17 protein-coding genes are annotated in these 22,462 nt (G+C 43.0%); 9 read left to right on the top strand and 8 right to left on the bottom strand.

Annotation, left to right across the window (positions count from 1 at the left end; all coding sequences use genetic code 11):
• Nucleotides 1–10 precede the first annotated feature (10 nt).
• From BW716_RS05095 to BW716_RS05110, 4 genes are read left to right on the top strand one after another with little or no spacing between them, the layout of a single operon-like run.
• The gene (locus tag BW716_RS05095) at nucleotides 11–646 is read left to right on the top strand and encodes a VWA domain-containing protein (protein WP_083721447.1); all 636 of its coding nucleotides are present in this window, start codon (nucleotides 11–13) and stop codon (nucleotides 644–646) included.
• Nucleotides 647–655: 9 nt separating this feature from the next.
• Nucleotides 656–1,714 carry a TerY-C metal binding domain-containing protein gene (locus BW716_RS05100; protein ID WP_083721448.1) on the top strand — a complete coding sequence of 353 codons (1,059 nt, stop codon included), beginning with the start codon at nucleotides 656–658 and terminating at the stop codon, nucleotides 1,712–1,714.
• Between the two features lie 3 nt (nucleotides 1,715–1,717).
• Nucleotides 1,718–2,974: a PP2C family serine/threonine-protein phosphatase gene (locus tag BW716_RS05105; protein WP_083721449.1), complete on the top strand. Its 1,257-nt coding sequence runs from the start codon at nucleotides 1,718–1,720 to the stop codon at nucleotides 2,972–2,974.
• 42 nt (nucleotides 2,975–3,016) lie between these two features.
• Nucleotides 3,017–4,504, top strand: coding sequence for a helix-hairpin-helix domain-containing protein (locus tag BW716_RS05110; RefSeq protein ID WP_235643484.1), 1,488 nt, complete (start codon nucleotides 3,017–3,019; stop codon nucleotides 4,502–4,504).
• Between the two features lie 25 nt (nucleotides 4,505–4,529).
• Here the strand turns inward: BW716_RS05110 and BW716_RS05115 are convergent, their stop codons facing one another.
• The 5 genes from BW716_RS05115 to BW716_RS05135 form a co-directional block, all read right to left on the bottom strand.
• Nucleotides 4,530–5,888, bottom strand: coding sequence for a PQQ-binding-like beta-propeller repeat protein (locus BW716_RS05115; protein WP_083721451.1), 1,359 nt, complete (start codon nucleotides 5,886–5,888; stop codon nucleotides 4,530–4,532).
• Nucleotides 5,889–6,201: 313 nt separating this feature from the next.
• Nucleotides 6,202–8,619 carry a hypothetical protein gene (locus BW716_RS05120; protein WP_083721452.1) on the bottom strand — a complete coding sequence of 806 codons (2,418 nt, stop codon included), beginning with the start codon at nucleotides 8,617–8,619 and terminating at the stop codon, nucleotides 6,202–6,204.
• Nucleotides 8,582–9,652 carry a hypothetical protein gene (locus BW716_RS05125; RefSeq protein ID WP_083721453.1) on the bottom strand — a complete coding sequence of 357 codons (1,071 nt, stop codon included), beginning with the start codon at nucleotides 9,650–9,652 and terminating at the stop codon, nucleotides 8,582–8,584. The genes BW716_RS05120 and BW716_RS05125 overlap by 38 nt, the downstream gene beginning before the upstream one ends.
• A gap of 79 nt (nucleotides 9,653–9,731) precedes the next feature.
• Nucleotides 9,732–10,007, bottom strand: coding sequence for a hypothetical protein (locus BW716_RS05130; protein WP_083721454.1), 276 nt, complete (start codon nucleotides 10,005–10,007; stop codon nucleotides 9,732–9,734).
• 185 nt (nucleotides 10,008–10,192) lie between these two features.
• Nucleotides 10,193–10,741 carry a putative glycolipid-binding domain-containing protein gene (locus BW716_RS05135; RefSeq protein WP_083721455.1) on the bottom strand — a complete coding sequence of 183 codons (549 nt, stop codon included), beginning with the start codon at nucleotides 10,739–10,741 and terminating at the stop codon, nucleotides 10,193–10,195.
• A 124-nt stretch (nucleotides 10,742–10,865) separates the two neighbouring features.
• Here BW716_RS05135 and BW716_RS05140 point away from each other — a divergent pair, with 124 nt between their 5' ends.
• Genes BW716_RS05140 through BW716_RS05150 form a run of 3 tightly spaced genes read left to right on the top strand, consistent with a single transcriptional unit; the run spans nucleotide 10,866 to nucleotide 15,716 of the window.
• On the top strand, nucleotides 10,866–13,217 hold the full coding sequence (locus BW716_RS05140) for a DUF2339 domain-containing protein (protein ID WP_083721456.1): 2,352 nt from the start codon (nucleotides 10,866–10,868) through the stop codon (nucleotides 13,215–13,217).
• Nucleotides 13,192–14,391 (top strand): hypothetical protein, encoded by a 1,200-nt coding sequence (locus BW716_RS05145; RefSeq protein ID WP_083721457.1) that lies wholly within the window; start codon nucleotides 13,192–13,194, stop codon nucleotides 14,389–14,391. The genes BW716_RS05140 and BW716_RS05145 overlap by 26 nt, the downstream gene beginning before the upstream one ends.
• A gap of 53 nt (nucleotides 14,392–14,444) precedes the next feature.
• Nucleotides 14,445–15,716, top strand: a complete 1,272-nt coding sequence (locus BW716_RS05150; RefSeq protein ID WP_083721458.1) for a DUF2130 domain-containing protein — start codon at nucleotides 14,445–14,447, stop codon at nucleotides 15,714–15,716.
• A gap of 790 nt (nucleotides 15,717–16,506) precedes the next feature.
• Here BW716_RS05150 and BW716_RS05155 read toward each other — a convergent pair.
• From BW716_RS05155 to pyrF, 3 genes are all read right to left on the bottom strand, one after another.
• Nucleotides 16,507–17,472 (bottom strand): FAD:protein FMN transferase, encoded by a 966-nt coding sequence (locus tag BW716_RS05155; RefSeq protein WP_083721459.1) that lies wholly within the window; start codon nucleotides 17,470–17,472, stop codon nucleotides 16,507–16,509.
• Nucleotides 17,459–18,637, bottom strand: a complete 1,179-nt coding sequence (locus tag BW716_RS05160; RefSeq protein ID WP_083721460.1) for an acyl-CoA dehydrogenase family protein — start codon at nucleotides 18,635–18,637, stop codon at nucleotides 17,459–17,461. Before BW716_RS05160 ends, BW716_RS05155 begins: the two co-directional genes overlap by 14 nt.
• A 109-nt stretch (nucleotides 18,638–18,746) precedes the next feature.
• Entirely contained in the window at nucleotides 18,747–19,568 is an 822-nt protein-coding gene (pyrF, locus tag BW716_RS05165; protein WP_083721461.1) for an orotidine-5'-phosphate decarboxylase, read from the bottom strand.
• A 542-nt stretch (nucleotides 19,569–20,110) separates the two neighbouring features.
• Here pyrF and BW716_RS05170 point away from each other — a divergent pair.
• Both BW716_RS05170 and BW716_RS05175 read left to right on the top strand, forming a co-directional pair.
• Entirely contained in the window at nucleotides 20,111–20,920 is an 810-nt protein-coding gene (locus BW716_RS05170) for a sugar phosphate isomerase/epimerase (protein WP_179091000.1), read from the top strand.
• Between the two features lie 13 nt (nucleotides 20,921–20,933).
• Entirely contained in the window at nucleotides 20,934–22,289 is a 1,356-nt protein-coding gene (locus tag BW716_RS05175) for a Gfo/Idh/MocA family protein (RefSeq protein ID WP_083721463.1), read from the top strand.
• Nucleotides 22,290–22,462: the final 173 nt, after the last annotated feature.

Here is a 22,462-nt window from a genome sequence, read left to right on the forward strand (position 1 = left end):
TCAACAATACATGAGAAGACTACCCGTTTATCTGTTGCTGGATACATCCGGATCTATGAACGGTGAACCCATACAGGCATTGAACAATGCATTAAGTGGTATGATCAATAACCTGCGATCAGATCCATTAGCTATGGAAACACTTTGGATCAGCATTATCACGTTCGATAAAGTTGTAAAGGAAGTATTGCCCCTGACTGATCTGCCTTCGTACAATGTACGGGAGATCACCTGCCCCGAAAGTGGCCCTACACATACAGGACAAGCCCTTGAGTTTGTCTATGAAAAAGTAAAACAGGACCTCCGGAAAGGAACTGATACCCAAAAAGGAGACTGGCGGCCTTTGCTCTTTATATTTACTGATGGCAACCCCAACGATCTGTACCTGTACCAGGAAATGATTCCGCTGGTCAAGTCGCTGAACTTCGCCTCTATAGTAGGTTGCGCTGCAGGAAGGTTATCGAATGATGAATTCCTGAAAGAACTCTGTGATGTAGTGGTGCACCTTGATATTGCTGATAGTACGACTTTGAAAAGTTTCTTTAAATGGGTGTCAGAGACCATTGAGCATGGAAATAAAAGTATGGGTACTACAGATACCATCGACCTGCCACCACCACCGGATGAGATTCATTTTGTCATTTAAATTGATCGTATGCGAAGACTACCCATATTTTTCCTGATTGATGTATCTGAATCAATGGTAGGAGAACCTATTTCACAAGTGGAAGAAGGGATCTCTACTATCATCCAGGCATTAAAAACGGATCCAACTGCGATCGAAACAGTATGGATCTCTATTATCGCATTTGCAGGCAAAGCAAAAACCATCCTTCCTTTGCAGGATATCATCAGGTTCTATCCACCTAAGTATCCCATTGGCAGCGGTACGTCGTTATGTAATGGCCTGCGACACCTGATGAACGAGCTGGATAGTAATATAAAGAAAACTACCGCTAATTCTAAAGGTGACTGGAAACCCATTATATTCTTATTCACTGATGGCGTTCCTACTGACAATACCGATCCTATCATTGCTGAATGGAAACAAAGATGGCAGCGGCAGGTGAACCTCGTAGCAGTATCTTTTGGTAGTGAAGCGAACGCAGGCATCTTAGCACAATTAACAGCGCATGTATTGTTCTTTAAAAACACGAACATCGATTCTTACAAATACTTCTTTAAGTGGGTCACTGCATCTATTACCACCAGTAGTGTGAATATTGAAAATAATGGATCAGGACTGGAACTGGAAAAAACAGACAACGACTGGCTGTCGAAGATCGACATCTCTAAAAGTGCACCTTTCACACAAATGGTAGATGATAACTATGTAGTTTTATTAGCAAAGTGCCAGCAATCCAGCCGTCATTATCTTATCAAATACAGGAAGAGTATTGGTAATAATATCTGGGGAGGCATGAACCTCGAAACCCGTTCTTATCTACAGGTAGGAGCTTTTCCACTGAAGGATGATTATTTTGAACTATCTGATTCCTCATCAGATAATCATAAGATCAATACTGCCGAATTGGTAGGCGCACCTACCTGCCCTTGTTGCAGTAACCAGTTTGCACTGGCACAGTGTAGTTGTGGAAAGATCCATTGTATTGGATATGAGGAAACGAATACCTGTCCATGGTGTGGCAAGACATCCAGGTATGTGGTGGCAGAAGAGGGTGGAGGATTTGATGTAAACCGTACACAGGGCTAGCTTATGGAACATACGATTAAAAACAGGATTAACGATATTATAGCAGCACATATCAGTATTCCAAATGGGAGTGTGAATAAACCGTATAAGGCAGAAGTGAGTTTTGAAAAATGGAATATGGCAGATATTGTCTATGCTGAATGGAAAGGATTGGAGGAGATTGGATTGGTGTATCACAAAGAGCAGGCAACAATAGCAGGTACGCCGACTGTAAGCGGGGATCATAAAATTCAGCTTCTATTTAGTCTGGAAGGGGCACCTGTAAATGTCAAGGTGTTTAACCTGATTATAAACCCCGATCCGAGGAGCTTATGGAAAGATATACCGGGTGATGTGAATGATCCTTACTGGAAAGAAGATAATGTGATGGCGGCTGCTCAATTAGGCGATAAGCAAATGGTCGTTTCATCCAAAAGAGGTAGATCGCATAAGAATGTCGGTACTTTCAGAGATGATGATTTTGCTTATTATTCTTCTGATAAAAAAGGTTGGTCTGTAGTCGCTGTAGCCGATGGCGCAGGGAGTAGCCTGTTTTCAAGAAAAGGAGCTCAGATTGCCTGTAATGCAACGATTAATTATTTCCAACAATTTTTTGAAGAAAGCAAAGAAAAAGAAATAGAGGAAACTGATCATTCAGCTATTGAATCGCTCACTGTTGTTGCGAAGAAACATATGTACCAGGCAGTGAAGTATGTATATGAACAAATAAAAGCAGAAGCGGAAAAACATTCAGAACTAAATCCCACCTTATTCAATAACAAGAACAAATCAATACTTGAATACTACCATACCACTTTAATCTTTGTAGTGTTTAAAAAGTTTGATTTTGGCTATTTGATCTTATCTTTTGGCATAGGCGATTGCCCTATCATTTTATTACAGGAAGATAAAGTGCAACTATTGAACCAGCTGGATGTAGGAGAATTTGGTGGAGGTACCAGATTTATTACCCAACCAGAAATATTCCATTCAAAAGAGATCCCGATGAAATCCAGGTTCAACGTCACTATAGCACCCGATTTCTGTTATTTATTCTTAATGACCGATGGCATCTACGATCCTAAATTCGAAGTAGAAGCCAACCTGCAAAACCTTGCTCTCTGGAAGAAATTCATGGAGGATTTAAATGGCGATAATGAAGAAAAAGTAATAGTGGATTTTAAACAACCTGCCATTGAAGTTGCTACTCAATTATCAGCATGGATGGACTTTTGGAGCACCGGTAATCATGATGACCGAACATTGGCAATAATATATTAGGCTATGACTGTAAAAGTTGTGAATTCGATAATAAATCCCGGAATGACTTATCAATACATCGATAATGGCGAACCGTTAAGAGGTGGAATGAAAGATGTATATTTCAGTCCGGACAGATCGTATGTAGTCGCTATTTACAGAACGGATCCTGATTATAATTCCAAAGAACGGCTTAGAAAGATCGTTACCCAATACTTCGATAGTTTCTTTAATAAGGAAGGAGGTAGCTATTACAAAGAGCTGTACAGTTGGCCGGTAGATGTAGTAGAAGTGGATAAAAAAACCGGCATCATCGTACCTTGTTATAATAGCAACTTCTTTTTCAAAAAAGGGTATGCTAATAATGATCTCTTAAAAGGAAAGGAAAAAGAAGGTAAATGGTTTGCCAGTGCCCGATTCCGGTCTCCCAGGTCAAAAACAAAACTGGATGATTCAGAATTAGGTGATTGGTTAAGTTATTTTCAGGTAGGTGTCAATATCGCCAGAGGGGTGAAGCGGTTACATGCCGCAGGACTCGCACACTCTGACTTATCTTACAAAAATGTACTGATAGATCCCGTCAGTAAAACAGCGGCCATCATTGATATTGATGGGCTAGTGGTACCTAACCTCTACCCTCCTGATGTACTGGGTACAGCAGACTTTATCGCCCCTGAGGTAATGGCCACTAAAAACCTTGGCAAAAAAGATCCTGACAAAAAACTCCCGAATCGTTTAACTGATCTCCATGCATTAGCGGTATTGATCTACATGTACCTCTTTTACAGGCATCCTTTACGTGGTGGTAATTACTTTGGCCCGATTGAATCAGAGCAGGAAGAAGACCTGTTGATGGGCGGGAAAGCCCTGTTTATTGAACACCCTACCGACAGCAGTAACCGGAACTTTACACGGGAGTATGGTGATAACATGGCGATCTACTACCCATGGACAGATCTGAATAAAACACCCTATACCATTGCAGGTCCTTACCTGAAAGAATTATTTGATCAGGCATTCATCAAAGGGCTTCATGATCCTGTACAGCGGCCTACTGCCGATGCATGGGAACAGGCTTTGATCAAGACGAATGACCTGAAGTTAAAATGTGCAAATCCTGCCTGCAATCAGAAATGGTTTATCTATAACAACACCAAACAAACCTATTGCCCTTTTTGCGGCACGCAATACAATGCAAGCATACCAGTACTGGACCTGTATTACCAGTTCAAACCTACTGTATGGAAACCTGATAATTTAAGGCTTGTCATTTACCATCATGCTACCTTACATTACTGGCATGTAAACAGGAACATCCTGAGAAATGAACGGTTGGGCAATAATCTGAAAGAAAGAGTGGGGTATTTTTCTTATCACAATGGCCAATGGTTGTTTGTGAATGAAAAACTGACAAGTGCAAGGGATATAACCAGAGGTGTGGATATTGAAATTGGGGCGCCGGTAGTATTGGAAGATGGGATAAAGTTGCTATTGTCGAAGGAGGAAGGAGGCCGGTTAGTCACCATCACTTTTGCAAATAAAACGGAGTAGCTTTGGCAGCTACTCCGTTCATTTATTAAAGAGAGATTGTAATCGGGTATTTTTCGGCAACTTTGCCAATAGCAGGGGTAGGATTATAATTATCAATAATCCCCATTTGATATCCCCATAAGGATTGACCATCACTGGCACGCACACCATATACCCATCCCGTGCCACTCGCTACATATACCATTCCATCTTTCACAACGGCGGCAGCAGCATTGACATACGACTGTGTCGTCCATTTTGTAGCACCTGTATTTGCATCTACAGCATAGAGCAAATTATCAGCTGCTTTCACATAAACAATTCCATTATCCACTGTCAGGGAACCATAGCAACCCTTGCCTTTTAAAGCTTCCCATTTCACTTCGCCGGTCACTTCATCCAATGCATACAAACTATATCCACTTACATATACATTGCCATTGGCTACGCCTCCCCCAGGTAAACCAGTTCCCGTCTTAAAAGTCCATAAACGTTTGCCTACAGCAGCATCAACGGCATAAAAGATACTATCGTGGGTACCAAAAAAGATAGTGCTATTGTGTAAAACCGGCTCCGCTGAACCGATATATCCTAGCAGACTAAGCGACCAGTTATATTGCCCGTTTAATGTATCTAGCCGATACAACAGGCCATTATAATTACCAAAAAGCACTGCATTTTGGTATAAAACCGGCTTTGAAGATACATTCCCATAGGTCCGGTATTTCCACTTCACATTTCCATTTATTGTATTAATTGAAAGTAGGTAGTCGTCATTCGTTCCAATATACAAAGTTGAACCATTTATCAATGGAGACCCTTCAATTCCTGTAGATGAAATGTTTTTTGTATAAAAGATCTCACCTGTTCTGGCATTAAATGCATACAGGTTACCATCAACAGCGCCTCCTACAAACACGGTATCACCCGCCAGTGCCGGCGCGGAATAGGCGAATCCCGCAGTGCCGGTATACTTCCATATCTGGGCACCATCTTTGGTATCCAGCGCTACAAGAAGGTTTTTTGACCCTACAAACAAAGTGTTGCGACGTGTCACTTTTACATAATAATCTTTTTTCGTACTATCACTTGCAGTCACAGTAAACTTCACGACATTAGTAAAGTCTATAGGTTGCGTTACTGATGGAGAGATAGACACGCCTTCATAAGTAATGACAGGCGTCAGTGACGACAACAATGCACTTCCGGGTACACTGATCAGTATACTATCTTCCTGAATATTGACTGTCGCTCTACCCGACTTCACTTCCTGAAACGTAAAGGAGTTAATGGCTTTGCCTGATACTTCTGGTATTGTTACAGGAGTTGTGGTAGATTCCTTCTTACTGCATGAATAAAATAGTGTACAAGCAATGGAGGCTACAAGTAATGCTTTAAATCTCATGGGTATAAATTAGAGTCACAAAGATAATGATATAATTTAAAAAACCTATCTTACATCACATGACCCTAACCATATTAATAAGAATTTTAGGTACAATAGCCATTCTATTTTTATTATCTTTCTTTAGCTTTCTATTTTATACAAGATCATATAGCAAAGCGTTAAAAATAAAAATCTGGAACGAAAGAATTAATCAATTCCACCATGCGGCCAGCCATCTACAAAGTGCTGAAAATCTATCCATCTCCCAACGCCTCTTTATCAAATACTTTTCTGAAAAAGAACAACCCATTCCTGTAAATGACTCCCCCCTCTACTTCACATCCGGACAATTCGTTACCGCCTCCGCATACACCTCCGTACCCCCATACTTTTTCTTCAACACATCCAGGTAAGTAGAATGATACGGCCCCTCCCTCTCATATTTATAAATCGTTCCTGACCAATTTTGTCTTTTTATCACATAGGCATTTCTATCTTTATCACACACACTCATCATCAACAACACTTTTGCACATAGCTCTTTCTGACTCCCTCCATACACCAATGCCTTCCGATACATATTCATCGCCGCCTCACACCTGTAATACGCAGCCTGATACCTTCTGTTCAAAGCACTATGCTCATACTCATCCCACCCTATATTATAATAGTACCCGGTATGCTCGCCCTTTCCATAATTCGCCAGCATCCAGCCACGACCACCGTAAGAAAGATTATACAATACATTGCCCATCTTATAATACAACGCCGCATTCTGCGGGAACTGTTTTAAACTATCGCTCAATGCCACAATATCACGCAGTATGCCCCGTTTATCTGCAAAAGGATACGCATCATTCTTCAGCGTCTCACCCGGTACCAGAAAATCTGCACTACCAATATATTTATCCGGCAGATAGCCACTATATGCATAATTGTCTCTCCAGAAATAAGCATCCATCTCCTCCGCTACGCCCAATGCCTCTTTGAATCGTTGCTGCCTTACGAGCAGAGAGAGTTTTACATCCTTGTAAAAATCATCCGGAGACCACACTCCTGGTGAAATGAATTTTTCGAAAGCAGTTTTATGTTTTGCATGCTTAAACTGTATTAGTCGATCAATATCCGCTGGTGTACCATACTGGTCGAAATAAGCAATTTTATGATAACTGATTTGCGTGGTATCATCCTCATAATTAGATCCATAATATCCATTTACCAAAATATTGGCCTTTTCGAATAAATGCCCTGCTGTAATAGCATCCTGCTGCTTTTGATATTGCTGACTCATCATCAGCAACAACAAAGGCAGTGATCTATCCTCTGCATTCTCATCATAATTATTAGGGTCAGGAAAAGTAGCTCCCAATGCCATCAGTTCTTTCACCTGCTTACTGAGATCTGCCTTTACTGCATTACTACTGATATCAGCCGCATGCATGATCGCTATCAATTGTTCTGTGATCCACTGACGGCGGTAAAAACTATTTTTACGGGGATGTATATCATTCAGATAGTCTATCGCTTTTGCGTACTCACCATCCATATTATACAGGTGCGCAATCGCCAGCGCATACACCACATGGTTACTATCAGACTTTGACAAAATGCTTTCCAGGTAACTCCGCACTGTACGCATGTAAGCCTGATCTTTCAGCAGGTTCTTCTTTGCATAATAATCATAAGTGGTATCCGGCATATCGCTGTTATAAAATCGCTTTACATCATACTCATTCAACTTCACACTTGAATTAAAACCCAATACTGTCGGACTCATAATCCAGTCTTCCAGCTTATTCACCTCCCTTACCACCAGCATCGGCAAATATTGGTATTGAGGCGCCACCCGGTGGAGTGACTGGATAATAGAAAGCCCTCGCCCGGGTTGCTTCAGTCCCTTAATAAACCAGGCCACCGGTATTTTTGGATACTGCTGCAACAAGGTATCCAGATCCTTGCTGGCAAGCGTATTGTAGATATATGTCTTCTTCTCTTCACTCCTTTCAAAAGTTTCACAGAGCAATTTCGTACTCGTTACTTTATCCTGCTTACATAGCGCATAATATAACAATCCCCAATCTGCCACAATCGTTTTATGCCCTTTCAGATAAGTGTCGTATAAACCGGGTAGCGAATCCCAATTTCCCCCTCCGTAATAATTTAGTTTTACCAGCTGAAATGCATACCGCTCCTTCAGAAAAGGATTCGTTGTTTTGGCAAATGCCAACTTTCCCAACCTGAGCAGCACCTTTGTTTGCTCCTGTCCTCCATTGTCATTGCCCGTTTGCCACGGATCGTATTCGCCAAACTGGTTAAACTCTACCTGTTTTGCAAAAGCCATATAATCCAGCATTGGCTTATTGGCTGGTTGTAGCAAAGCATGTAAAAAAGAATTGTCTTTTATATGATCCCATTTCGCATGCCGGTAGGCATACAAAAATTCATCGGGCTCCATGCCGTACTGTATATTGTAAATATCAGGAATGGTGCCGCCTACCTGTTGCTGCCACTCCCTGCAATTGCGCTGATAATCCTTTTTCTGCGGGTCGCTGTCCTTCAGCACACTCATGTGAATGTTATACCTGAGATCCGATAACCCGGGAGCGCGGGATAACTCCGGTTGAAAAAGCACAAAGCGGTAATCGTCACTGAAATAATCAGGACCACAACTCCATGTACGCATCCAGGGTAAAAACAACAGTAGCAGGATACTAATAATCTGCAAAAGTCTCTTGTATGATGTTTTCATATGCAGCAATTAAAGTGGGGTCCCAGTGATAAAATGTAACATGCCGGTATTCAGGAACTTTTTTCATAGCCAGGTCAATGGCGGATTTCAAGGTGGTGGAGTCAGGGTATTCCCGGCGTACCCGGTCTCCTTCTCTATAAAAACGACCATCCAGCACAGTATCCCGGCTAATTATATTATTGGAATTGATCAAACCGGCACCTGCCAGTTCACTCCCGTCATGAATGATCCCTTTAAATTTGCCTCCCCTAAACCAGGCATACCAGCCAAAAACGGGGAAAGATACATCCAGCGGCAATGGGTAATGGGTGCCAGACAGGTAAGAGTTGAGCACTTTTTCATCAAAGACCGAATTGGCAGTCGCCATTTGGTCAATGCGGTCCATATTATAACACATCAGCATCCCCCTGTCGATGGGCGGAATTCCCATTTTACGGTAGTATTTATAAGGATACAGGCGAATGGTAGCCGATAGCTCCCTGTCCTTATTGAGAGCCTTAAAAGCCCTTAGAAAGTGAAAGTATTTATCCCTTGTAGACGGGGTCCAGTCGCAGTCAATCTGCACTTCTTTGTGCAGAGGGGCACGTTTGGCTTTGATTTTAGCCTTCTCCTCCTGCCAGTTCATCCCTTCTTTGTACTCCAAACCGGCGGCCCTCTCCTCGAACTGATCCGTCATGGCATTGACCTTGTCGGTAATTTTCCCGGCCAGCCATTCACAGCTATCGGCTGCCAGCTGTTCAAATGTGCGGTTGGTAATGAAGACCACCGGGCAATAGGACCCTTTGACCAGGAATGCATTATTTGAATAGTGATAACGGGAACCTTTGGGAATAGGCATGTCCAGCGATTCACTCCAATCCACATCGAAATAGTGGATATAGAAATGATCTACATGTAATTGACTGATGAGTGCAGTATCGACGCCAGAGAAAGACTGGTCATCAAATTTCCAGTAATAAAAAGCATGAGAATGCTGTTTGGGATGATGATGACAACCCAGCAAAAAAGGTAACAACAAAATGAGGTAACGCATGAATAGGAATTGCTCTCTAAAGGTAGAATTCCCTTCGATATCAATGGTGGGTATAATTCAAATTCACACAAAATGGTGACTACTTCATCCTGTTAAGGCCATTCATCACCCCGGCAATGTCCTTCATTACCCTCCTTGTCTTATCTGCATTCCCTTCCGACTCCGCAAAGGAGGTCTTCAGCACCAGCAGACTGTCCATTATGCTTGCGGAACAGTTGCCGTACTTACCGAGGATGGTAAATACCTCCTCCAACTGAGGAGCCGCATAGCTATGAATCTTGAATGTATATGGCGGATCAAGAAAGTATAATTTGATCTCCGCCATCCGCACAGTATCCGTATTATTCATTTTCATACTGCAAAGGTACAAATAAAAAAACTGGCAGGGAATGATCCTGCCAGTTTAGTACAATCCATATTGTATGCACAATATGTCTAATTGTGAAAAGATATCTTTACTGTTCAGTTTTTCATAATTATTTCAGTTGTGGAAGGTAAAAAACTCAGTTTGACAGACTAAATCATCGCATAGGCATTATCCTAATATATCTTTTGCCATACGCCAGGGTAATCAATTACATACCCTTCATCGTCTACAATCAACTCCGAAATATACCCGGAGTGCTCATTCTCATACTTGTAAATCCTACTCCCCTTGTTCAGATAGCGCTGTTTCACCCTTTTCACATCTCCATTTTTAATATCTACCCATACAACGCTGATGTTCTGCCCCTCTCCTTTTGTGAGCTGCAGCCTGTTGATAGGCAATGAATTGGTAAAAGGCGTGAAAGAGATATCTACATCTACACAACCATCAAAGGCTTCCAGGTGCTCTCCTTTTTCATTCAACCACTGTTGTAAATCATTCTTATACAACTCAATGGTATAGTTCTGCTCAGACATTACTTCGATGAATACTGTCTGTGCTTCCCAACGTGGATTGAGTGTGAGCGTATATCTCACCAACCATGGCTTTCCGAAGCCCTCGCCGGTGATATATCCCTTGACGGTAGTCATTTCTTCCTTTTCAATACTGACAAATTCAGTCGTATTGATCGTACTGTTTTTCCAAACTATTATCTTTTGCATCTCTTAATGTAGGCATTTTAATTCTTGAATTCAAATAGCTACGCAAAAAATTAACTCCAATATAATTGCAGGAGAATAGATTATATTTGAACGCAATATATTTCCTATACATATTTATTACTGTATGTTCGAAACTATCATTTGTTTACTCCTGATTATTATCCTGATCATTATCATCAAATTGAAGAGTGACTTACTCGATCAGCTGAGTTCCCTGCATCGCAGGCTGGATAACCTCACACTGCCACAGGGAGAAAGGGACATTACACCACCACCTGCCTACTCGCCGCCGCCGGTTTATACACCGCCACCGGCTTATACACCGCCGCCGCCACCTAAACCGGAACCACCAACACCGCCGCCTGCCAGAGAACCGGCACCTGTTCCCGTTAAAGAAACGTATATTCCATACCCACCGATGAGCGTAGTAGAAACACCACCGGAGCCTACTCCTACCTTCTGGGAAAAATACCCTGATCTGGAGAAATTCATCGGTGAAAACCTCTTTAACAAAATTGGTATTGGTGTGTTAGTGATCGGTATTGGTTTCTTCCTGAAATACGCGATCGACCAAAACTGGATCAACGAAACCGGCCGTACTTTCATCGGCATTCTATGTGGCGGCATCCTGCTGGGTATCGCACACCGTATGCGCAAAACCTTTGCTGCATTCAGTTCTGTACTGGTAGGCGGAGGGATCGCTGTATTGTATTTCTCTATCACAATTGCGTTCCAGCAATATCATCTCATTAGTCAGACGCTGGCTTTCATCATGATGATATTGATCACTGCATTCGCCGTTTTTCTATCTATCAGTTACAATCGTGTGGAACTGGCCGTATTAGCAATCTTAGGCGGCTTCACCGCGCCTTTCCTCGTAAGTACAGGCAATGGTAATGCAGGTGTATTATTTACTTATATCCTCATTCTGAATACAGGTATGCTGGTGCTGGCTTACTTTAAAAAGTGGCACCTTGTCAATGTCATTTCGTACATCGCGACGGTGTTGTTATTTGGCACCTGGCTCTCTTATAGCATCGGTACTGAAACGCCGGCCAAACCTGTACCTTATATCACGGCACTGGTATTCGCAACCTTGTTCTATATCGTGTTCTTCCTCATGAATGTGGTGAACAATATTCGTTTGCACAGACCATTCAGGGAACCTGAAATCATCCTGCTGCTGAGTAATACATTCCTGTATTATGCCGCAGGTATGGTGATCCTCGCACATATTCACGGTGGCATGTTCCAGGGATTATTCACGGCGATGATCGCTGTATTCAATTTTGTCTTTGCATATGTATTGCATAGAAATAAATACGCAGACCGGCTGTTGATCTACTTCCTCATAGGATTAGTACTTTCTTTCCTGAGTCTTGCTGCGCCTATTCAATTGAAAGGACATTACATCACCTTGTTCTGGGCGGCAGAAAGTGTATTGCTGTTGTACCTCTACCAGCGATCTGCACTCAAACTGATGAAGATTGCATCGCTCATTGTAATGGTACTCACCGCTGGTAGCCTGATCATGGACTGGTTCAATCTATATGGTTATCACATGGTGCTAATGACACCTGTGCTCAACAGGGGCTTTATTACTAATGCAGCTGTTGTAGCCGCATTATTTATCTACAGGAAATTGCTGGCAAAGGAAAAAGATGAAAGCTTCTTCCCAATACTGCCATTGCCGCACATGCAGCTGCTGTTGAACATCGCTTTTGTTGTGCTCATCTATGCGACCATACAAACGGAAGTGTTCTTCCAGTTCCACTTACGCATACCACCTATAGCCGGTATGATGGCACATCTGGTCAACTACATTGCACTGGCCGTATTGCTGTACATTACCAGCAAAGGACATGCGATGTTCAGGTATCTGATCCTCCTATTCACCCTGATATCACTGATCGTGTTTGTGATTGATAATGACACAGCTGTGATGTTCCGGAATGCATGGCTGACAGGCGCCGGAACGGGTAGTTATTTCGGCACGTATTTCATCATTCCTCCTGTAGTGATAGTGATGCTATTCATGGTCTGGAAATTTATCAAACCTTTGTTCAAAGACAACCAGGTATTCCTGCTACAGATCCTGAATACATTGGTTGTGCTATACATCCTCAGTGCATTGCTGGATCACGTGGTTGTGCTGATCGCTATGCATCCCCGGGCGGATATTGACAGCATTGTGCATAGTAATCAGAAAACCGGTTACAGTATTTTATGGGGCATCTATGCCTTTGTACTGATGTTCCTTGGTTTAAAATGGGCGGACAAAAATGTGCGCATTATCGCGATCGCACTCTTTGGTATCACCATTTGTAAATTATTCCTGGTAGATATCAGTACCCTCTCAGAAGGTGGTAAGATCGCCGCATTTATATCACTGGGCGTATTATTACTGATTATTTCCTTCATGTATCAACGATTGAAAAAAATCATTCTGGATGACAAACAAGAACAAAAAACTTAATTTTTTATTGATCATATTCCTCCTTTGCAGTGCTTCACTGACTGCACAGGAGATAGCTGCGAAGGAGTTTTCGTGGCAGGCTGTCATTACCAATGTGCCGCGAAATGGATTTTATAATATCCTGCTCGGACCTGGCCTCATCAGCGGAAGCCAGGCACCGGGTTATACAGACTTTCGTATCTATCAGGATAAAAAAACAGAAGTACCCTACCTGCTGAAGAAAGAGGCCATGCACTATGACATTGCCAGTATCAAATCATTTGCTGTCATAGAAAATAAACAGGTAACTAATGGTACCTCTTCCTTCATTTTCAGTAATGCAACCAGCCAGCCAATCAATTATGTAACACTCATGGTCAAAAACTCATGGGTTTCAAAATCTATGAATGTCACCGGCAGCAATGATCTAAAACAATGGTATGGACTGGTACCGGATTTTTTCTTTGATCCGACCAAACCTCAGATCAATCTGCCAAACACGGATTATAAATATATCCGTCTGCTCATCAATGATTCCAGCAGTGCACCACTGAATATTACAGGTGCAGGACAGTATTATAATGAGCAAAAGTCTACAAGCCCTTTACCGGTTCCTTCTTCCGGGATAAATATCCGCCATGCAAACAAAACGACTATCATCAAACTTGCATTTCCCAAAAAGTATGTGATCGACAACCTCTCTTTCAACATCACAGCGCCTACCCTATACAAGCGGCAGGCATGGGTAGATGGGGAATCTTTCACACTTACTTCCGGCCAATCGAATGAAGTGGTATTAGCGCACGAGGTCAAAACAGATACCCTTGAAATACGCATTGACAACCAGGATAATCCTCCTTTAAAAATTGAGGATGTAAATGCCTGGCAACTACCACGATACATGGCGGCTTACCTGGAACAGGGAAAATCTTATCTGATATTAACAGGCAACGCTAATCTAACTGCTCCCGAATACGATCTCACCTATTTTGCAGATAGTTTGAATAAGGAGTTACCTCTGATCAGTATACCTAATGAGCAGATGAAATATATCAACAATCCAAAACCTTCACCAGCAAAAGGGTTCACCCTTTTTACCAGTCAGGTGTGGATCTGGATTGCCATCGTCGGTATTATCGCCCTATTAGGTTTCATGGCTTTGCGTATGTTAAAAGAAATGCAGGAAAAAAAGTAATACGCAAATCCAGTGCGTAGCGCTCCATGTACTTTTATCGTAACTTCGAAGTCATGGGAACACAAATCACCTGTCCTAACTGCAGGCACCAGTTTGTCATGGAGGATGCATTTGCAGCAGATATTGAAAAAGAGATGCGCGGTAAAATGGAAACTGAATGGCGCAAACGTGTGGATGCATTACAAAATGAGAAAAATCAACTGGCTCAAATCCGCCAGCAGGTAGAGCAACAAAAGCAATCACAACAGGAGGAGCTCACTAAGTTACTCGAAACTGAAAAGAGTAAACTACAAGCGACCCTGTCTGAGAATATCCGTAAGAGCATATCCGAAACTTACGAAAACCAGTTACAGCTCCTGCAACAGGCCAATACCGAACAGGAAGAAAAACTGAAGGAGGCCAGACGCCAGGAACTGGAATTCCTGCGTAAGGAACAGGACCTGATGGCCAAGGAGCAGGAAATCGAAATCTCTATCCAGAAAAAACTGCTGGAAGAGCGTAACCTGCTCACTGAAAAGATCCGCAGGGAAGAAGCTGACCGCAACCAGCTGAAAGACCACGAGTACCAGTTAAAACTGGCTGAAATGGCCAAACAACTGGAAGACCAGCGCAAGCTGGCCGAAGAAATGCGGCGTAAAGCAGAACAGGGTTCTACACAGTTACAAGGTGAAATACAGGAACTGGTGCTGGAAGAACTGTTGAAAGGCGCCTTCCCCTTCGACGAAATCGCTGAAGTGGGCAAAGGCGTAAGAGGCGCCGACTGTATTCAAATGATCCGAAACCAGTTCGGACAGGAATGTGGAAAGATTATTTACGAAAGCAAACGCACCAAAGACTTTGCAAGAGACTGGCTGGAAAAGCTGAAAGCAGATATGCGCAGCCAGGGAGCAGACATCGCTATCCTCGTGACCCAGGCCATGCCGAAAGACATGGAACGGTTTGGCGAAAAAGAAGGCGTATGGATCTGCACCTTTAACGAAGTTAGGGCACTGGCACATGTACTCAGAGAAGGTATTATCAAAGTAGCCGGTGCACTCAAAACACAGGAAAACAGGGGCGATAAGGTACACATGCTATATGGCTACCTGACCAGTGGCGAATTTGCCGAACAATGGAAAGCGATCCGCGAAGGATTTATGGCCATGAAGATCTCTATCCAGAAGGAAAAGGATGCCATGGAAAAGATCTGGAAGGCAAGAGAAAAGCAACTGGAAAAGGTATTACTCAACGCTGCACATATCAAAGGCTCTATCGAAGGTATTGCAGGAACGGATTCAGTAGATCTGAAACTCCTGGAAGATGCCGCCGATGCGATGCTGGATTAACAAAAAAGCGCTTTTACCACCCCGGTAAAAGCGCTTTTTTCTATTCAAATGGTAATTATTCCACAGCTAATATTAAAAATTGTTGCCTCCGTGCTACATTCCTATTCTCACTCATCTACTCACAATTTTTTTCTTTAGAACCGCAAATATTTAGCAATTCCTACCCTATCAATTCATGATAACCATAAGAAAATCAATTACTTAATCTTAAGAATACATGCTCCCCCCTGCTAACCATAAATAAGATTCTGCTTTCAAATACGTTATATGTAAAGTGATAAGCCTGTTTGGCATATTTCATGTTGTAACAATTGTAGACATTAATAGAGGGATATAGACAATTTAAAGGTGTAGATATTAATAGAGGGATACAGACAATTTAAAGGTGTAGACATTAATAGAGGGATATAGACAATTTAGAGGGATATAGACAATTTAACTTTCGTAGAAATTCTGATTGTGTAAAAAGGAATTATTTCATTATATTATTTTCTGAACTGGGAATTTTTTTGGACCTTGGTGACTGATTATTATTGAATTAGTGAAACCGTCCTATATTATTATTTCGTAAGTAAAAATACGTTTGCCTGCTGACTAATTTTGTGAGTTCTTCTTGCCGGCGTTCTTTATTTGAAAAATCACCCATTCAGACGAAAAATGAACTTATTCTTATTACGATTGTAATAAGAAGGAAGAGAGGTATATGTGTGGGTGATAGGGAAAAATGGATTTTCGCATATTCTATAAAAAACCAAAGTATGAGAGGGCTGCTATTTTTAGCAGCCCTAAATTATTTAGGGAACCCCGCAGAGAAGCTTTCCTGTATATTACCTTCAGCATCTTTATAAATAAAACCCGCTTCCAGCTGCAATTCCGGATGTAGCCGTATAAAAGCGAACGCTTTTTCTACACCCATTAAAATAAGAGCATTGTCAAAACCATCGGCAGTGATGGCATCTGTTGCCAGCACTGTGACACTGATAATATTATTGTGAATGGCCTGTCCATTTCGGGGATCGATGGTGTGAGCAAACCGTTTACCCCCTGAGTCAAAAAAACGACGGTAATTACCGCTTGTGGTGACTGCCCGGTTTTGTAACGGAATGACCCGCTGGTTTTCACCTTCTATACCGACCGTCCAATATTGCTGATGACTGTTTTTCCCTTTTGCACACAGTTCTCCGCCTACATCTACGAGGTAGTTATGAATGCCTTTGCTATCAAGGAAACGGCCTATTACATCGGTAGTGTAACCCTGGGCAATACCATTGCAATCGAGTGTTATACCAGCTTTGGTGCGGGAAAGTTCGGAACCTGTTATTTTCAGATATTGATATCCTACGTGAGATAAGATAGATCTTAAAGTATCGGGAGATGGAATTTTTCTTTCTGCCGGAGCATGCACACCAAATCCCCATACATCGACCAATGGTTTGACCGTGATGTCAAATGCACCTTTGGTGATCTTACTGATCAAAAGTGCTTTTTTGATGACGGCCTGCATGTGGGTATCCATTTGCACACGCCCCTTTTCATTGAATTGATTGATCAGGGAATGAGGTTTGTACAAAGACAGGGATTGGTCAATATCCGCGAAAATAGCATCGATCTCCCCCTGCAGTGATGTCGTATCTGCTGAGATGTATTTAATGACATAGTAAGTACCCTGTGCTTTTCCTTCCAATACTGTTTGGGAATGCGCCGTCAAAGGAAGTAATAATAACAATAATAATAGCCGCATATCAATGAAAAGCATCCAGTCCGGTGATGTCCATACCTGTAATGAGTAAGTGAATTTCGTGGGTGCCTTCGTAAGTGATCACGCTTTCGAGGTTCATCATGTGACGCATGACAGGGAACTCGCCTGTGATGCCCATACCACCCAGTATCTGCCTTGCATCGCGGGCTATCTGAGTAGCGATGGCGCAGGAGTTGCGCTTAGCCATAGAAATTTGAGCCGGGGTGGCTTTGCCTTCATTTTTTAGTACCCCTAAGCGCCAGTTCATAAGCTGGGCTTTGGTAATTTCAGTGATCATTTCGGCCAGCTTTTTCTGCGTAAGCTGAAAGCCACCGATAGGACGGCCGAATTGCTCCCTTTCTTTGGCATATCGCAGGGCGGTGTCGTAGCAATCCATGGCAGCACCGATTACACCCCAGGCTATACCGTAACGGGCCGAAGACAGACAGCTTAACGGGCCTTTTAGCCCTTGGGCCAATGGGAGTATATTTTCTTTAGGGACCCTGACATTATCAAAAACAAGTTCACCTGTAGCACTGGCACGCAGGCTCCATTTCCCTTTGGTTTCAGGGGTGGTGAATCCGGGCATACCTCTTTCTACAATGATACCTCTTATTATACCTGCTTCATCTTTTGCCCATACTACAGCAATCTGTGCAAAGGGAGCGTTGGATATCCACATTTTTGCACCATTCAGGATCACATGATCGCCGTCTTCTTTGAAGTGGGTGACCATGCCGGAGGGATTAGAGCCAAAGTCTGGTTCTGTAAGACCAAAGCACCCCATCCATTCACCAGAGGCAAGTTTGGGGAGGTATTTTTTCTTCTGTTCCTCACTGCCGAAAGTAAAGATGGGATACATAACAAGGGAGCCTTGTACAGAGGCAGTAGAGCGTACCCCGCTGTCGCCTCTTTCCAGTTCCTGCATCATGAGCCCATAGGCAATGTAGTCCATACCGCCGCCACCATATTCCGTTGGGATAGTGGGACCAAAACAACCGAGTTCGCCCAGTCCCGGGATGATCTGGGAGGGGAAAGTGGCGGTTTGACAGGCTTCTTCTATAATGGGAGACACGTCTTTCTTTACCCATTGCCTGACAGCATCGCGCACCATGATATGTTCGGAGGAGAGAAGGTCATCTATCCGGAAGTAGTCGGGGGATTGAAACAAGTCTTTCAGCATGTGGAACAGGTTAGATAAGGAATCAATTTAAAGAAAAGGGGCGAATAAAAAAACACCGCACGGAGGCGGTGTTTTTTATTATCGGTTTTAATTGAATAATTAGCAAGGATTATCTTGTGGCTGGCGCAACGTCTAAATATTCCGCCATTTCCAGTTGCAAAGCCTGCGCGGCAATTCTTGCATCCTGGGCAAAATCTTCTCCGTTTCCGGCATATATGATAGAGCGGCTGGCATTCACCAGTAATCCACAATCTTTATTCATCGCTACGGCTGAGATCTCCTGCAGATTTCCGCCCTGCGCACCTACTCCCGGCACCAGGAAGAAATGATCAGGTACCAGCTGACGAATATAGGCCAGTTGGGAGCTCTGGGTGGCACCAATCACGAACATCATATTGTCCGGCGTACCCCAGCTCATTCCAGCTTTCAGCACTTTTTCATACAGCAGCTCATCTCCACTCTGTGTGAGCTGAAAATCTTTGCTGCCTTCGTTAGAAGTCAGGCCCAGCATAATGGTCCATTTCTCATTGAAAGAGAGGAAAGGCTGCACACTGTCGCGACCCATATAAGGGGCTACCGTAACGGCATCAAAGTTATATGTTTCAAAGAATGTTTTGGCATACTGTGTAGAGGTATTTCCTATATCTCCACGTTTAGCATCGGCGATGGTAAAATGAGTGGTCGGGATATACTCTACTGTGCGTTGCAGTGTTTCCCATCCACGGATACCCATACATTCGTAAAAGGCTGTATTGATCTTGTAAGACACGCAAAGATCCTTAGTGGCATCGATAATTGCCTTGTTAAAAGCAAATACCGGGTCTGCATGTGAAAGCAAATGACGGGGAATCTTTGTAATGTCTGTGTCTAAGCCAACACAGAGATAAGATTGCCTCTCCTTGATCAGATTCACCAGTTCGTGTCGGTTCATATAAATACTTATTTGGGGCGCAAAGGTAAGTAAAACTTATTCAATGCGGGCGTAATGAGTGATATTATACTATTTTATTATGACTGCATGGCAGTATACTTCCCTATCGATGATGTTAAAGTTCTGGTAAATTTTTTAAAAAATGGAAAAAACCTTTTGAAAAGATATCGGGAGGTGGATTAATTCTTAGGTACGGCTTCGATCGTTGTTCGATCGTTGTTCGATGCTTGTTCGATGCTTCTTCGNNTTGTTCGATGCTTGTTCGACACTTCTTCGATGCTTGTTCGATGCTTCTTCGATGCTTGTTCGTCACTTCTTCGTCACTAAAAGGGCACCTCAATATCCCCTGGATAATGAAGTGCCCTTTTAGTGACCTTTTGGTATCGAAGTAACACTGAAGCTATACCGAAGAGCCACCGACCGCTTATCAAGAAGATTTTTGATTTTTTAAATAATGTTCCTACCTTTTCCTTCCACGCTTTATGGAAAGAAATATGAAAAACTCCCCTATCTGGCTCGTATGCCTTTTTTTATTCACTTGTTTGCAATCGAATGCACAAACCCGGTTGCCCACATTAGGTGTTACTACCACTTATAGAAATGACTCCATTTTACACGCCGCCGGATTTGATTATATTGAGGGCAGTGTAGGCAAACTCCTTTCTCCCGACATCCCGGAAGACACCTTCCAGGTATTTCTCAGAGACAAGCAAAAAATGCACTGTCAATTCAATACCTGCAATGGTTTTATTCCTGCCGAAATACCCATCGTAGGACCCAAAGCCGATGAACAAAAGATCCTGACTTATGTAGATAAAGTGATGCAACGGGCCAAAAAAGCAGGAGTATCTACCATCGTACTCGGTAGCGGCAATGCCCGCAAACTGCCCGAAGGCTGGACACCCGAAAAGGAAAGCCCACACTTCGTGCGCATCTGCAGGAAAATAGCCGAAACAGCGGCTAAATACAATGTGGTCATTGCCATCGAAAACCTGAACAGTACCGAAACGAATTATATTAATACACTGGCGGAAGCGAATGCCATCGTGATCGCTGTGAACCATCCGAATTTTAAACTCACGGCAGACATTTACCACATGCTGAAGGAAAATGAGCCTGCTGTGAACATCGAAAAAGCGAAAAAGAACCTGGTCCATTGTCACATTGCTGAGAGAGAAAAACGGACTGCACCTGGTGTAGCCGGTGATGAAGTGAGACCTTATATTGCAGCATTGGCAAACATCCGTTTCCAGGGTGGCATTTCCGTCGAAAGCCGCTGGGATCCTATGGATGTACAAGCTGCACCAGCACACAAATATTTACATCAACTCATCCTTGAACTGTATCATTAAAAATTAAATTCCAATGAAATCACGTCGTGAATTCCTGAAACAATCCCTGCTGGCCGGTGCAGGTGTTTCTATTACCGCTATGGGCATGCCAGCCAGTAGTTATGCCCGCATCATGGGGGCCAATGACAGGGTAAATATAGGATTGGTCGGATTTTCCGATCGTGCACGCCAGACACTCCTGCCCTGCTTCTTCAATAACAACAAGGAACTGAATTTTGATATTATCGCCGTATCAGACATCTGGAAACGGCGCAGAGAAGAAGGTCAGGCCTTTATCTCCAAAAAAGCAGGTCATGATATACAGGCATGTGTCAACAATGATGAGCTATACAAGATCAAAGATCTGGATGCGGTGATCATTGCTACGGCCGACTTCCAGCACGCTTACCACACTATCGAAGCAGTAGGTCAGCGGAAAGATGTGTACTGCGAAAAACCATTTGCAGAAACGATGGACGATGCCCGCAAAGCACTGAAAGCAGTGAAAGACTCCGGCAAAATTTTCCAGGTAGGTACACAGCGTCGTAGCGGGGATAGTTATCACGCAGCAAACCACTTTATCCAGGAAGGTAAATTCGGCCCCATTACCATGGTTGAAATGACCTGGAATGTGAACCAGCCAGGTCGCTGGCGCCGCCCTGAATTAGTAAAGGAAATCAGGGAACAGGATACTGACTGGACCCGTTTCCTGGCAGGCCGTCCGAAAGATAGCTGGGATCCAAGGAAATACCTCGAATATCGCCTGTTCTGGCCTTATTCTTCCGGTATCTTTGGTCAGTGGATGACTCACCAGATCGATACGGTGCATTGGTTTACAAATCTCAAACATCCACGTAGCGCAGTAGCAAATGGTGGTATTTATATGTGGAAAGATGGTCGTAAAAATGCAGATACGATCACGGCTGTTTTTGAATACGGACCAGACAATGATCCAACCTCCGGTTTCCAGGTACAATATAGCTCCCGCTTCTCCAACTCTGCTGGTGGTGTAAAGGAAATGTACTACTCTAATGGCGGTACTATCGATATCGATAAGAACAGGATCTCACCAACCGGAGGTTTGACTGAACATGAAGCAAAGGAAATGGGATTGCATGCGAACCTGCTGCCTGAAATGACATTGAGCAGTAGCGGTAGTGGCGTAGCTACATCTGCTGATATGGGTGGCGATCCACTAACGAATGCACACGTACGTAACTGGATGGAAAGTGTAAGAAAGAGACAGCAGGGAAATGCACCGATCGAAGCTGCTTATTCACATTCTATTGCGCTGATTATGGCAAATGCAGCGTATAGGACCGGGTTGAAGGCTACTTTTGATGAGAAAAAACAAGAAGTAATAGTAGGTGGCAAGCCTTTTATTATATAATCATGCGAATAATCCGCAAAAAAAGAGGGTGTATCTGAAATTAGATACACCCTCTTTTTTTGCGGATACCTGATGGAGCCAGATTCCACTGTATGCATTTCTCAGGAGTTTCATTTATTAATGATACACCTTCTTTTTTTCAGCGCCTGTGGCCAGCCTTAATGCCAGGCCGT

Source organism: [Flexibacter] sp. ATCC 35208 (assembly GCF_001975825.1).
Classification (GTDB): domain Bacteria; phylum Bacteroidota; class Bacteroidia; order Chitinophagales; family Chitinophagaceae; genus Chitinophaga.

Excerpts from the sequence above, each read along its gene's own strand:
- BW716_RS05140 (WP_083721456.1), top strand. The coding sequence starts at position 10,866 with ATGTTCGAAACTATCATTTGTTTACTCCTGATTATTATCCTGATCATT.
- BW716_RS05150 (WP_083721458.1), top strand. The coding sequence starts at position 14,445 with ATGGGAACACAAATCACCTGTCCTAACTGCAGGCACCAGTTTGTCATG.
- BW716_RS05095 (WP_083721447.1), top strand. The coding sequence starts at position 11 with ATGAGAAGACTACCCGTTTATCTGTTGCTGGATACATCCGGATCTATG.
- BW716_RS05160 (WP_083721460.1), bottom strand. The coding sequence starts at position 18,637 with ATGCTGAAAGACTTGTTTCAATCCCCCGACTACTTCCGGATAGATGAC.
- BW716_RS05130 (WP_083721454.1), bottom strand. The coding sequence starts at position 10,007 with ATGAAAATGAATAATACGGATACTGTGCGGATGGCGGAGATCAAATTA.
- BW716_RS05115 (WP_083721451.1), bottom strand. The coding sequence starts at position 5,888 with ATGAGATTTAAAGCATTACTTGTAGCCTCCATTGCTTGTACACTATTT.
- BW716_RS05100 (WP_083721448.1), top strand. The coding sequence starts at position 656 with ATGCGAAGACTACCCATATTTTTCCTGATTGATGTATCTGAATCAATG.
- pyrF (WP_083721461.1), bottom strand. The coding sequence starts at position 19,568 with ATGAACCGACACGAACTGGTGAATCTGATCAAGGAGAGGCAATCTTAT.
- BW716_RS05105 (WP_083721449.1), top strand. The coding sequence starts at position 1,718 with ATGGAACATACGATTAAAAACAGGATTAACGATATTATAGCAGCACAT.
- BW716_RS05175 (WP_083721463.1), top strand. The coding sequence starts at position 20,934 with ATGAAATCACGTCGTGAATTCCTGAAACAATCCCTGCTGGCCGGTGCA.
- BW716_RS05145 (WP_083721457.1), top strand. The coding sequence starts at position 13,192 with ATGACAAACAAGAACAAAAAACTTAATTTTTTATTGATCATATTCCTC.
- BW716_RS05110 (WP_235643484.1), top strand. The coding sequence starts at position 3,017 with ATGACTTATCAATACATCGATAATGGCGAACCGTTAAGAGGTGGAATG.
- BW716_RS05125 (WP_083721453.1), bottom strand. The coding sequence starts at position 9,652 with ATGCGTTACCTCATTTTGTTGTTACCTTTTTTGCTGGGTTGTCATCAT.
- BW716_RS05155 (WP_083721459.1), bottom strand. The coding sequence starts at position 17,472 with ATGCTTTTCATTGATATGCGGCTATTATTATTGTTATTATTACTTCCT.
- BW716_RS05120 (WP_083721452.1), bottom strand. The coding sequence starts at position 8,619 with ATGAAAACATCATACAAGAGACTTTTGCAGATTATTAGTATCCTGCTA.
- BW716_RS05135 (WP_083721455.1), bottom strand. The coding sequence starts at position 10,741 with ATGCAAAAGATAATAGTTTGGAAAAACAGTACGATCAATACGACTGAA.